The organism is Tahibacter sp. (genome assembly GCF_035481375.1).
In the GTDB taxonomy this organism is placed as follows: Bacteria; Pseudomonadota; Gammaproteobacteria; order Xanthomonadales; family Rhodanobacteraceae; genus Tahibacter.
Map to the genome: position 1 here is coordinate 1 of NZ_DATIGT010000250.1, position 12,592 is coordinate 12,592.

The 12,592-nt window shown below is 68.1% G+C and carries 13 protein-coding genes; 6 read left to right on the forward strand and 7 right to left on the reverse strand.

Features of this window, described 5'->3' with window-relative positions:
- Positions 1–344 (reverse strand): helix-turn-helix domain-containing protein (locus tag VLF18_RS16420; protein ID WP_325280708.1); only part of this gene is annotated, 344 nt, incomplete at its 3' end.
- 214 nt (positions 345–558) lie between these two features.
- Here VLF18_RS16420 and VLF18_RS16425 point away from each other — a divergent pair.
- The 6 genes from VLF18_RS16425 (at position 559) to VLF18_RS16450 (ending at position 6,683) form a co-directional block, all read left to right on the forward strand.
- A complete protein-coding gene (locus VLF18_RS16425) occupies positions 559–1,452 on the forward strand; it encodes an NAD(P)/FAD-dependent oxidoreductase (protein WP_325280709.1) in 894 nt (297 codons plus the stop codon).
- Positions 1,453–1,980: 528 nt separating this feature from the next.
- Complete coding sequence (locus VLF18_RS16430; protein WP_325280710.1) at positions 1,981–2,391, forward strand: YbaN family protein; 411 nt, start codon at positions 1,981–1,983, stop codon at positions 2,389–2,391.
- Positions 2,392–2,821: 430 nt separating this feature from the next.
- Positions 2,822–3,571, forward strand: a complete 750-nt coding sequence (locus VLF18_RS16435) for a 2OG-Fe(II) oxygenase (RefSeq protein WP_325280711.1) — start codon at positions 2,822–2,824, stop codon at positions 3,569–3,571.
- A gap of 322 nt (positions 3,572–3,893) precedes the next feature.
- Complete coding sequence (locus VLF18_RS16440) at positions 3,894–4,451, forward strand: hypothetical protein (RefSeq protein ID WP_325280712.1); 558 nt, start codon at positions 3,894–3,896, stop codon at positions 4,449–4,451.
- An 85-nt stretch (positions 4,452–4,536) separates the two neighbouring features.
- Positions 4,537–5,916, forward strand: coding sequence for a choice-of-anchor Q domain-containing protein (locus VLF18_RS16445; protein WP_325280713.1), 1,380 nt, complete (start codon positions 4,537–4,539; stop codon positions 5,914–5,916).
- A 62-nt stretch (positions 5,917–5,978) separates the two neighbouring features.
- Positions 5,979–6,683: a DUF72 domain-containing protein gene (locus tag VLF18_RS16450; protein WP_325280714.1), complete on the forward strand. Its 705-nt coding sequence runs from the start codon at positions 5,979–5,981 to the stop codon at positions 6,681–6,683.
- Between the two features lie 123 nt (positions 6,684–6,806).
- Here the strand turns inward: VLF18_RS16450 and VLF18_RS16455 are convergent, their stop codons facing one another.
- The 6 genes from VLF18_RS16455 to VLF18_RS16480 form a co-directional block, all read right to left on the reverse strand.
- Entirely contained in the window at positions 6,807–7,268 is a 462-nt protein-coding gene (locus tag VLF18_RS16455; RefSeq protein ID WP_325280715.1) for an MgtC/SapB family protein, read from the reverse strand.
- A 64-nt stretch (positions 7,269–7,332) separates the two neighbouring features.
- Positions 7,333–8,916 carry a serine hydrolase domain-containing protein gene (locus VLF18_RS16460; protein ID WP_325280716.1) on the reverse strand — a complete coding sequence of 528 codons (1,584 nt, stop codon included), beginning with the start codon at positions 8,914–8,916 and terminating at the stop codon, positions 7,333–7,335.
- 65 nt (positions 8,917–8,981) lie between these two features.
- Positions 8,982–10,121, reverse strand: a complete 1,140-nt coding sequence (locus VLF18_RS16465) for a hybrid sensor histidine kinase/response regulator (RefSeq protein WP_325280717.1) — start codon at positions 10,119–10,121, stop codon at positions 8,982–8,984.
- Complete coding sequence (locus VLF18_RS16470) at positions 10,118–10,714, reverse strand: chemotaxis protein CheB (RefSeq protein ID WP_325280718.1); 597 nt, start codon at positions 10,712–10,714, stop codon at positions 10,118–10,120. The genes VLF18_RS16465 and VLF18_RS16470 overlap by 4 nt, the downstream gene beginning before the upstream one ends.
- Positions 10,711–11,553, reverse strand: coding sequence for a protein-glutamate O-methyltransferase CheR (locus tag VLF18_RS16475; protein WP_325280719.1), 843 nt, complete (start codon positions 11,551–11,553; stop codon positions 10,711–10,713). Before VLF18_RS16475 ends, VLF18_RS16470 begins: the two co-directional genes overlap by 4 nt.
- On the reverse strand, positions 11,550–12,592 hold a 1,043-nt coding region (locus VLF18_RS16480), incomplete at its 5' end, for a response regulator (RefSeq protein ID WP_325280720.1). The genes VLF18_RS16475 and VLF18_RS16480, both read right to left, overlap by 4 nt.

The following is a 12,592-nucleotide window of genomic DNA, read 5'->3' on the forward strand; positions in this document are numbered from 1 at the left end:
ATCATGGCTTCGACACTGCGGACGTCTGGACTCAACAGCGTGCGAAGCAGGGTTGATCCCACCGCCATGAGCTGATCTTCGGCCGAACCGTCGACGCCTTCAAAAAGGACCTGCGGGATTAACTGATGGCACCGGGCCGCAAACGCCGCGCCAAACAGGGCCTCTTTGCTCTCGAAGTGCCTGTAGATGCTGAGTTTGGATATCTTCGCCCGCTGAGCGACCTTGTCCAATGTCGTCGCTTGAAAACCCAATTCCGCAAAAAGTTCGCTCGCGGCGTCGACTATGGTTTGACCAAGCGCCTCGTTAGCGGGCCGGCCGCGCCGGCCTCGACTATTTTCGGTCATGTCAATTCCAGTCCTTGACAGTATCTTTATTCTCGAATTACGATACCACTTAGTTTCAGAAATATGCAAGCCAAAGAATGAAAAACATGAGGGTGCCATGCAACGACGAACACTGCTGAAGCTGGCCGCGCTGTCCACCATCGGCCTTCCGCACGCCCCAGCCATCGCGGGTTCGAACCCAACATCCTCTACCCACAATACGGAGCCCACTACCATGGATGACGTCATCATCATCGGCGGCAGCTTTGCCGGTCTCGCCGCCGCCCTGCAGCTCGGCCGTGCCCGCCGCAAGGTCACCGTTCTCGATACCGGCCTGCCGCGCAATCGCTTCGCCGGCCATTCGCACGGCCTGCTCGGCCACGATCACAAGCCACCGCTGGACATCCTGGCCGAGGCGCGGAAGCAACTGGAGCGTTATCCCACGATCAGGCTGGTCAATGCCCGGGCCGACAGCATCTCGGGCGCCATCGACGATTTCTCCGTCCTCACAGCCGACGGCGAAAGCCACAGGGCGCGCCGCCTGATCCTGAGCTATGGCGTCGTCGACCAGATGCCTGATGTTCCGGGTTTTGCCGAGGGCTGGGGTACTTCCATCGTGCCTTGCCCCTATTGCGACGGCTTTGAAGTCGCTGGCCAGCATTGGGGCCTCGTCTGGTCCGGCCCGCAGTCGCAAAATTCTGCCAGGCTGTTCCACGACTGGACAGACAGGTTGACGCTCTTCGCCGATGGTCACGAAATTTCGCCCGATATCCGGGCCGATCTGGCACGCCGCAACATCCCTGTCGTCAACAGTCGGATCACCGGGATCGCCCGTCACGGGGGCCATAACGCCACCGTCAAGCTCGATAGCGGCCCCAATGTCACGGTCGACATCCTGTTCGCGCATCCGCGCAACAAGCCGTCCGCAAGCCTGCACGAACCACTGGGCCTCGCCACGGTCGATACGCCCCTCGGCATCGTCCTCAAGGTCGACGAGCGTCGCGAAACCAGCACGCCCGGCATTTACGCCGCGGGCGACCTCACCAACCCTCTCATACCCTCGGTCACCACGGCATCCTGGCAAGGCGCGATGGCGGGAATTTTCGTCCAGCAGTCGATGCTGGCTTGAGAGCAGCGCCTCACGCGCGCAGCTGCCACTCGAAGGCAACGCAATTGGGCTTGCTGCGAGCGTCCTCTGTTCGCCGGTAGCGGACTCTTAGCTGGTCAACACCAGCGTCTTCGTCAGCGGCGCTCCGAAAATCGCGTCGTGGCAGGCAGCTTGCCGCCTAGCCGCGCGGATTTTGAATGCTTTGAATCGTCGAATGGGTTGTGGACTACGTTGTCGCAAGCGATAGATGAACGTTATTCAGTAAATGGTGAAATAGCGGAATTCGAGAGAAAGCGGATTTATGGCGGCGAGCGCAGGCCGACGATGCATCGCGTCGCATCACCCGCAGGAATGACGCGGCGCCGCGACATGCAGCGCGACCGTCGCTGCGCCGCTCGCCGGCCGGCGCCCTGAGGCGTCGGACGCGGCATCCGGATCTGCGATCGCCCGGCACGATTGCGATACCGGGCAGCCGCATTCGCTCCGATGGGACTGCCGCGCTCAGGCTATAGTTGCGATCCCGCCCGCACACGGCTTCCGAGGTGCCGTTTGTCAGAGACGCAACGCCACAAGCCGGCGCGCCATCGATTGGTACGCGCTTTCTGGCTGTCCGTCGCCGGCATCTGCCTCGTGCTCGGGATCATCGGCATCGTCGTGCCGGGATTGCCCACGACGCCGTTCATCCTGCTGGCCGCGTTTGCCGCGGGGCGCGGTTCCGAACGGCTGCATGCCTGGATGCGCAATCACGCGCGCTTCGGCCCGATGCTGCGCGACTGGGAACGCGAAGGCGCCGTCAGCCGTCGCGCCAAATGCGTGGCAACGGCGACGATGCTCGCGAGCAGCGTGGTCCTGTTCCTGATCAGTCCGCGCTGGTGGATGGCCGCGATCGCCTGCGCGACGATGTTCATCGTGGCGATCTGGCTGTGGTTGCGTCCCGAACCCGGGCCGCGGCCGGAATAACGGTCGTACCGCAGCGGGCACAGGCAGCCGGCGTTTGACAACGCGAAGCCGTCCAGCATTCCGGAAGCAATGAATTTGAGGATGTCGCCGATGCGCGAGGTGCGCTTGCGAGAGGCGCCGGCCGGCTGCTCGCGGCTCCGCCCGCCGCGCAGGTCGTCGAGCACGCCGTCGATGTCGCAGCGCTGCGGATCGAGCGAGCCGAGCACGGTCGCGGCGAGATCGCCGAGGCCGAGACCTGCGCGCCCAGGGTGTCGTCGTTGCGCAGGCGGAACGCCTACACGTCGCCGATCCGTCGTCGGAGCGGAAGCTGACCTGATAGCCCAGCGTCGCGCCCGGAATCGGCCCGCGCCGAGCGGCGCCCGCAGAAAGCGGATGGCGCCCGAGGCACGCGCACCACATGCTGACGGCCCCTACCCGAAACCAAGCTGCCGTGAACGCCGCGATTGAAATTCCTTCCTCCGTTTCAACGCCTGACGACCTCGCCGACCGCATCGCCGGGCTGCCCTGGCAACGCCACGCGCGCGAGCTGGACGACGACGGCCACAGCCTCGTGCCGGGTCTGCTCGATGCCGCCGACTGCGCATCGCTGATCGCGTCCTACGACGACGACGCGCGCTTCCGCAGCCGCGTGATCATGGCGCGCCACGGGTTCGGCCGCGGCGAATACCGCTATTTCGCCTATCCGCTGCCGCCGCTCGTGCAGACGCTGCGCACCGCGTTCTATGCGCAGCTCGCGGGCATCGCGAATCGCTGGAACGCCGGGTCCGGGTCGGCCGTCCGCTATCCCGACGCGCACGCGGAGTTTCTCGCGCGCTGCCATGCGGACGACCAGAGACGGCCCACGCCGCTGCTGCTGCGCTATGGCGCCGGCGACTACAACTGCCTGCACCAGGATCTCTACGGCGACCATGTGTTCCCGCTGCAGGTCGCGATACTGCTGTCCGAGCCGGGCCGCGATTTCGACGGCGGCGAATTCGTGCTGACCGAGCAGCGCCCGCGCCGCCAGTCGCGCGCCGAGGTCGTGCCGCTGCGCCGGGGCGACGCGGTCGTGTTCGCGGTGAACCAGCGGCCGGTCGCCGGCACGCGCGGCTGCTACCGCGTGACCCTGCGCCATGGCGTCAGCCGCGTGCGCGCGGGCCGGCGCCATACGCTCGGCGTGATCCTGCACGACGCGCGCTGAGGGCCGGCCGCCACGGCGCCGCGCGAAAGCAACAGGAATACATTGCTGCATTTTATTCAATGAGGCGCGGCGTCCGGCCCTGGCTTGCGCATCGGGCCGACCGTCGCCGGCAGATCCATGCTGCTCTGCAGCACGCCAATTCCGCGTTCGAAAGGCCCGCACCGGTGGATCGCCGGGGCCGCCGGCGGGACAATGCCCGCGCGCCTGGTCGGACCGCGATACAAATGCACAGGCGTTCCGATCAGCGTCGATGCTTCGGCCGGCACTACGCCCGACGGCCGGAGCGATCCGGTTTCGTCCATTCCGCCAGGGACTTCCGCACATGAGCCTGCAGAAAACGAAGGGACCGAGCTGGAACGACGTGAAGGCGAAACTCGCCGCCTTCGACCACGCCGGCCTGGTCGGCCTGCTGCAAGCCCTCTACGCCGCCAGCAAGGACAACCAGGCGCTCCTGCAGGCGCGGCTCGGGCTCGGCGAGGACACGCTGAAACCCTACAAGGCCGCGATCGACCGCTGGCTGTGGCCCGATCGTTCGTTGAACCAGGCGCCGTCCGCCGCAAAAGCGAAAAAAGTACTGGCCGACTACAGGAACGCCGCCGGCCAGCCCGAAGAACTGACCGAACTCATGGTGTTCTATTGCGAGCGCGCCGCGGGATTCGCCGAAGAATCCGGCCTCGACGAGGAGAGCTACTACGACGCGCTGGCCCGCACCTTCGAACAGGCCGTGCGCACCGCGGTCGCCCTGCCGCCCGGACGCCGCGCCGATCTCCTCGCGCGCCTGGACCTCGTCCGCCGCCGCAGTCACGACTTCGGCTACGGCGTCGGCGCCGACATGGACGACTGCTTCATCGAGCACGGTTTCGACATTCCCGCCGAATGAGCGCGGCGGACACGCACAACCGCCGCCCGCTCCGGCAGCACCCAGCGAAGACGACCCGCCGCCTGCGGCTGGACCCGGAGTTTGCATGCAACGACGCCTGATGCTTGCAGCGCTTGCGGCGATGCTGCCGCAGACGCCGCTTCCCGCCGCGACGTTCGCGGTCGACACGACAACCGACAGCGTCGACGCGCAGCCCGGCGACGGCCTCTGCGCCGATGCCCTGCAGCGCTGCAGCCTGCGTGCGGCGATCCAGGAGAGCAACGCGCTGGCCGGCGACGATGCGATCGATCTGGGCAGCGGCGATTTCGCGCTGACGATCGCCGGCAGGCAGGAGAACCTCGCCGCGAGCGGCGATCTCGACGTGACCGCGCCGCTGACCCTGACCGGCGCCGGCGCGAACGCGACCTTCATCGACGGCAACGCGCTCGACCGCGTGTTCGACGTCGCCGCGAACGCGACGCTGCGGCTGCGGCAGGTGCACGTCGGCGGCGGCTTCCAGAGCGCGCTGAGCAACTTCGGTCCCGAGACCAGCGGCGGCGGACTGCTGATCCGCGCCGGCGCCGCGGCCGAACTGACCGACGTGACCTTCGAAGCGAACCGCTCGCGCCGCCTCGGTCAGGCCGTCGCCGTGTTCGGTGCGCTGAGCGGCCGGCGCGTGACGCTCGCGCACAACATCGGCAAGGAGAGCTTCACCGCCGGCGGCGGCCTCTATGTCGGCGACACGGCGACCGCGGTCGATCTCGCCGACTGCGTCTTCGACGGCAACCAGTCGCATTCCGGCGGCGGCATCCACGCCGACGGCGCGGCGACGCAGATCGCCCTGCAGCGATGCCTGCTCGTCGGCAATCTCGCGCACAGCGGCGGCGCGATCCTCGCGAACCTCGGCAGCAGCGACTGGCTGCTGCGCAACGTCACGCTGAGCGGCAACATCGCCGATGCCGGCGGCGCGCTGTTCGGCGACGGCGGGCATCAGCTGCGCTTCGTGCACGCGACGATCACCGACAACCATGCGACCGGCCCGAACGGCGGCGGTGCGATCTTCGATGTGCGCGGCAGCGCGAACGCGAACTTCATTCCGGTCGAACTCGTGAACACCCTCGTCTCGGGCAACACGCAGGCTTTCGGGCGCGAATGCAACACGGTGTTTCCCGACGTCATCGTCTCCGGCGGCGGCGCGCTGCACGCACCTGGCGATGCTTGCCGCCTGCGCGCCGGGCCCGGCGACATCGCGACGGACGACGCCGGCCTCGCGCCGCTCGCCGACAACGGCGGGCTCACGCGCACGCATGCGCTGCAGGCCGGCAGCATCGCGATCGACGCAGGCCTCGACGGCGCCTGCGCCGACGCCGACCAGCGCGGCCGCCCGCGCCCCGTCGACGGCAACGGCGACGGCCTCGCCGCCTGCGACATCGGCGCGTTCGAGCGCGACGACGCGCTGTTCGCCGACGGCTTCGAATCGCGCTGAGTCCGCGTGACGTCCGCACGCGTCCTGCGCGACGATGCGGTTTTCGCTGCGGGAGTGCCGCGATGACGCTGCGCGTGCTGGCCGGAGCCAGCGGCTATTCGTTCAAGGAATGGAAAGGTGCCTTCTATCCCGCGACCTTGCGGCCCGACGCGATGCTCGCCTACTACGCCGAGCGCCTGTCGACGGTCGAACTCAACAACACGTTCTATGCACTGCCCAAGCGCGAGAACGTCGAACGCTGGGCCGCGACCGTGTCCGCCACGTTCCGCTTCGCGATCAAGGCGCCGCAGGCGATCACGCACCGCGCGCGCCTGAAGCCGTCGGCCGCCGACGACCTCGACGCGTTCTACGCCGTGATCGCACACCTCGGCCCGCATCGCGGCCCGGTGCTGTTCCAGCTGCCGCCGACGATGCGCAAGGACCTGCCGCGCCTCGTCGATTTCCTCGCGCGCCTGCCGCAAGACCATGCAGCCACGTTCGAGTTCCGCCACGACAGCTGGTTCGACGACGACGTCTACGCCGCGCTGCGCGACGCCGGCGCGGCGCTGTGCCTCTCCGAGCGCGAGGACGCTTCCGCTCCGCCGCTCGTCGAAACCGCCGGCTGGGGCTACCTGCGTCTACGACGGGAAACCTATACCCGCGCCGATCTCGCGCGCTGGCTCGCCCGCTGCCGCGAGACGCGCTGGAAGACGCTGTACGCGTACTTCATGCACGAACCGACCGCGCCCGGCTATGCGCTGACGCTGATGGAGCTGGCATCGCCGTAGGGCGCAATAACCAAAGGGCATTGCGCCAGCCGCCCCGATTGCGCCCAGGGACCACGCGTTACGCCGACAACCGAAGACCGCCGCACAAACGGACTTGGCGCAATGCCCTCTGGTTATTGCGCCCTACGGTTTTTCGGCGGGCTTCTTGCGCTCGGCGAGCTTCAGCACGGTCAGCACGAGCAGCGTCAGCAGCGTGATCGCGAGCGACAGCAGGTAGAAACCGAAACCGACGGCCACGCCGACGATGGCGACCATGAACAGCGACGCCGCCGTCGTGATGCCGGCGACGGTGCGGCCCGAGCGCGCGGCGAAGATCGTGCCGGCGCCGATGAAGGCGACACCGGAGACGACCGCTTCGACGAGGCGCAGCGGATCGATCTGGATGAACTGGCTGCCGCGGTAGCGCGTGTCGAACATCAGCAGCTCGCCGATCTCGATCAGCAGCGTCGCCGCGCCGGCGACGAGCATGTGCGTGCGGAAGCCGGCCGGGCGATCCTTGAGTTCGCGCTCGTAGCCGATCACGCCGCCGAGCACCATCGCATACGCGGTGCCGGCAATCACCCACCATTGATTCTCGATATCCATGGACCGACGTTGCCGATCGCGGCGTCAACGACGCGTCAAGCGCGTCGCGACGCCGCGGCCGGTTTCAGTCGGCGCGCCGGTAGTACGCGCGCGCGTTGCCGCGTTCGATGGTGACGCCACGCACCTTGCCGTGCGCGTCGCGATGCACGACGAGCTCGTTCGGCGGCAGATCGTCGCCGACGAAGCGATCGGGCGCGCGCGCGAGCAATGCGTGCGTCTTCGCTGGATCGCCGAGCGCGATCGTGAAGCCGGCTCCGCTGCGCGCGATCGTGAACGCGGTGTCTTCGAACGAATCCACGAGACCGCGGCTCAGGTCCGCCGGAATGTTCGCGTCGCGCACGTAGCGGCCGGCGTAGTCGTCGTAGCTGCGATCCGACAGATCGACGTCGGCGAGACGGACCACCGGATTCACGCCGCGCCCGAGCGCATCGGACAGCGCGTTGCGGATCTCGCCGCGCAGGTTCACGCCGCCGTCGCCGTTGGTCAGGATGACGAAGCCGTCGCCGGTTTCGAGATAGCCCTCGATCCACGCGTGATAGCTGTTGTTGTCGCCGCCGTGATGGAAGAACCGCGTCGCGCCGTCGCCGTGCAGACGCGGCCCGAGTCCGTGCATGCTCGGCGACACTTCGGTCATCATCGCCTGCGCGATCGGGCGCGGCAGCAGCGTGCCGCGGCCTTTGTAGCTTTTGAGCAGTTCGCCCGTGAAGCGACCGAGTTCGTTCGCGCTGGTCCACAGTCCCGATGCTGCCTGCTCGGGAAAACTTTCCCAGCCGCGCGGCAGTGCGACGCGCGCGCCGGCCTCGTCGTGCGCCTTGGCGATGTTGCCGCGCTCGGCCGGCAGCGGATTGGCGAACGTGCTGCGCGTCATGCGCAGCGGATCGAGCACCTCGCGCCGCGCGACGGTTTCCAGGGGCGAGCCGGCCTGCTCTTCGAGCAGCAGCTGCGCGACCATCGTGCCGCCGCCGGAATAGTCGTAGCGCGAACCGGGTTCGTGGATCAGCCGCACCGTTCCGCCCTTGGCCGGCGGCGTGCCGTCGAGGATCTGCAGCAGCGTCGGCATCGGTTCGTCGGGCTGGAAATCCGGAAAGCCGTGCACGTCGAGCCCGCCCGTGTGCGACAGCAGCATGCGCAGGCTCACATGCGGGTCGCGGATGCCGGGCCGGGCCGGGATCCGCCACGATTTCAGATAGGCGTTGACGTCGCGGTCGAGATCGAGCCGTCCGTCGGCGACGAAGCGCAGTGCGATCGCCGACGTCACCACCTTGCTGACCGAACCGACCGAGAACAGCGTGTCGCCGTCGACGGCGTCCTGCGTGCCGGCCTCGCGCAGGCCGTAGCCGCGCGCGGCGACGACCTCGCCGTCGCGCAGCAGCGCGATCGCGACGCCGGGCACGTTGTAGTGCGCCATGCGCTCCTGCAGCGACCAGCGCGGCAGCGCTTCGCCGGCGCCGAGTCGCGACGGGCGCAGTCCGTGCTGCAGCGACGCGAGCACCGCATCGCCGCTCGGCGTCGCGCGCGGCGGCGGTGCCGACTGCAACCGCGGCGCGGTCGCACAGGCCGCCGTCAGCAGTGCCGCGGCGAGCGCCAGGGACCAGCGTGCGGCACCTCGCGCCTGCGCGGTCGCGATCCGGTTTCGTCCTTCGAACATGTCGGCTCCATCGTCGTCCAGGGAGCAACTTCGATGCGCGCCGACGCGGCGCGGTTAGCCTCCGGCTACCGCCGCGTGGCGCCGGCGCTGATCCGCGGCAGTATCACCTCGAACACGGTCCGGCCGTCCTCGCAGCGCGCCTCGACCTCGCCCGCATGCGCATCGACGATCTGCTTGACGATGTAGAGACCCAGCCCGAGTCCGTCGCCGCGCCCGCGATAGCGGCCGTCGCGGAACGGCGTGAACAGCGCCGGCAGCACATCCTCGGGAATCACGCCGACGTTGCTGACGCGCAGGCGCACGCGATCGGGCTCGCCGCCGTCGAGCGCGATCTCGATCGGCGTATCCGGCTGGCCGTGTTCGACCGCGTTGCCGATCAGATTGCTCAGTGCCTGTTCGAGCCGGTCGCCGTCCCACATCCCGCGCAGGTTGCCTGAGAGCGCGAGTGCGAGTTCGCGCCGCGGCGCCATGACTTCGCGTTCCGACTTGATCCGCGTCGCGATGATGCCGAGGTCGGCCTCCTCGACAGTGATCGCGATGCCGCCGGCCAGGCGCGCGCGCGCGAGATCGAGCAGGTCGGCGATCATGCGGTTCATGCGCCAGCCGGTCTGCACGATCAGGTCGGCGCTGTTGCGCGTGGCCGCATCGGCCGAGCGCTGCAGGATCGAGCCCGCGAAGATCATCGCGCTCAGCGGATTGCGCAGGTCATGGCCGAGCACGGCGACGAACATCTCGTTGAGCTGCAGCGTCTTCGTGCGCTGTTCGAGTTCATGCGCGAGCTGGCGCTTCTGCCGGTAGAGCTGGAAGAACACTTCGGCCTTGCTGCGCAGCACGAACGGTTCTATGGGCTTGTGCAGGAAGTCGACCGCGCCCGAACCGTAGCCCTTGAACTGGCGCCGCGTGTCGCTGAGTCCCGCTGTCAGGAAAATGATCGGCACGTGGCGCGAGCGCTCGCTGCCGCGCATGAGCTCGGCGAGCTCGAAGCCGTCCATCTGCGGCATCTGCACGTCGAGCAGCGCCAGCGCGACGTCGTGCACGAGCAGCAGTTCCAGCGCCTCGGCGCCGGAGCGCGCCTGCAGCAGTTCGACGTCGAGACTGTCGAGCAGCGCCGACAGCGCGAGCAGGTTTTCCTCGAGGTCGTCGACGATCAGGCATTTGACCCGCTCCTGCGACGGCAGCGGCACGGGGGATTCGGGCAGGTTCATACGTTCACCGTGCGCGGCAGCGCTGCGAACAGATTCATGATTTCTTCCAGGGTCAGTACATGGTCAGCGGAAATGCGGTCCAGCGCCGCCTGCGGCATCTGCGGCATGCGTGCGTCGGCCGGCCGCTGCACGACGGTCACGCCGCCGGCGGCGTGCACGGCCTGCATGCCGCGCGCGCCGTCGCTGCCGGCGCCGGTCAGGAGCAGCGCGACGAGGCGTTCGCGATAGATCGCCGCGGCGCTCTCGAACAGCACCGACACCGACGGACGCGAGTATTCGACCGGGTCGTCCATCGACAGCGCGAGCTGCGGCCCGTCGTCGATCAGCAGATGGTAGTCCGGTGGCGCGAAGTAGATCGTGCCTGCCGCGATCGGATCCTTGTCGCGCACGTCGCGGACCGGCAGACGGCAGCGCGCCGCGAAGATCTCCGGCAGCAGGCTCGTGCGCTCGCGCGGCAGGTGCAGCACGACGAACACGCTCGCGGCGACGCCCTCGCGCAGCATCGGCAGGATCCGCGACAGCGCTTCGACGCCGCCGGTCGATGCGCCGATCGCGATCGCGCCGACGTCGCGGCCGAGGTCGGTCGGGCTCATCGCGCGTCGACCTTCTGGTAGATGCGGTCCTCGCGCGCGAACTCCGCGAACGCGTCGGCGTGGCTCGAGAAGCGCAGCGACTCGCGCAGGCCGATGCCGAGGAATCCCTTGCGGCACAGCGCTTCGTAGAACAGGTCGAGCGCGCGGCTCTGCAGTTCGCGGTCGAAATAGATCAGCACGTTGCGGCAGGACACGAGCTGCATCTCGGCGAACACGCTGTCGGTCGCGAGGCTGTGATCGGAGAACACGATGTGCCGGCGCAGGCTCTTGTCGAGAATGATGCGGTCGTAGGCTGCCGAGTAGTAGTCCGACAGCGACGAGCGTCCGCCCGACAGATGATGGTTGCGCGTGAAATCCGGCGCGCGCGCCGCATCGTAGATGCCGGCCTCGGCGCGCCGCAGCGCGCCCGGATTGATGTCGGTCGCGTAGATCAGGCTGCGTTCGAGCAGTCCTTCCTCGCGCAGCAGGATGGCCATGGAATAGGCCTCCTCGCCCGAGCTGCAGCCGGCGATCCAGATCTTCAGCGACGGATAGGTGCGCAAGAGCGGCACGACCTTCTCGCGCAGCGCGCGGAAATAGCTCGGGTCGCGAAACAGGTCGCTGACCTGCACGGTCAGGTATTCCAGCAACTCGGCGAATACCTGCGATTCGTGCAGCAGCCGGCCCTGCAGCTCCGACAGCGTGCGGCAGTCGAAGCGCACCATCGCCGCGGCGAGGCGCCGCCGCAGCGACGCGCGCGCGTAGCTGCGGAAGTCGTAGTGATACGCGTGATAGATCGCCTCGACGAGCAGTTTCAGCTCGACGTCGTTGATCGCCGGGGCGACGTCGGTCGCGCTCATCGCGGCATCCAGATCCTGACCAGCGACAGCAGGCGATCGACGTCGAGCGGCTTGGCGATGTAGTCGTTCGCGCCGGCCGCGAGGCATTTCTCCTGATCGTCCTTCATCGCCTTGGCGGTCAGCGCGATGATCGGGAGACGGCGCCATTCGGCGCGCCGGCGGATTTCGCGCATGGCCGTGAAGCCGTCCATCTCCGGCATCATGATGTCCATGAGCACGAGATCGACGGCCGCGTCGGGGGATCTGTCGGCGCGCTCCAGCGCCTCGATCGCTTCGCGGCCGTTGCGCGCGATCTCCACGCGCGCGCCCTTGGGTTCGAGCACGCTGGAGACCGCGAAGATGTTGCGCACGTCGTCCTCGACGATGAGGATGCGGCGGCCTTCGAGCGTGGCGTCGCGATCGCGCGCCGCGCGCAGCATGCGCTGGCGGTCCGGCGGCAGCGCCGATTCCATCTGGTGCAGGAACAGCGTGACTTCGTCGAGCAGACGTTCCGGCGAACGCGCGTCCTTGATGATGATGGACTTGGAGAACCGCCGCAGCGACTGCTCCTCGTCGCGCGTCAGCGCGCGGCCGGTGTAGACGATGACCGGCGGAAACGCGACCTCCTCGCGCTCGGCCATCTTCTGCAGCAGCGCGTAGCCGCTCATGTCCGGCAGGTTCAGATCGAGCACCATGCAGTCGAACGTCGTCGCCTGCAGCGCATCGAGCGCGGCGCGCGCGGAATCCACGCCGACGATGTTCACGCCGTCGGCGACCAGCAGCTGGCGCACGCTCTCGCGCTGCACTGCGTTGTCCTCGACGACGAGCACCGAACGCAGGCGCGCCGCCACTTTCGCTTCCATCTGCCGCAGCGCCTCGACGAGCTGCGCGCGCAGCACCGGCTTGACCGCGTAGCCGATCGCGCCGCGCTCGAGCGCCTGCCGCGTGTAGTCGGTGCCCGAGATCACGTGCACCGGAATGTGACGCGTCAGCGGATCGCGCTTGAGCTGGTCGAGCACGCCGAGCCCGGACTGATCCGGCAGGTTGATGTCGAGCAGGA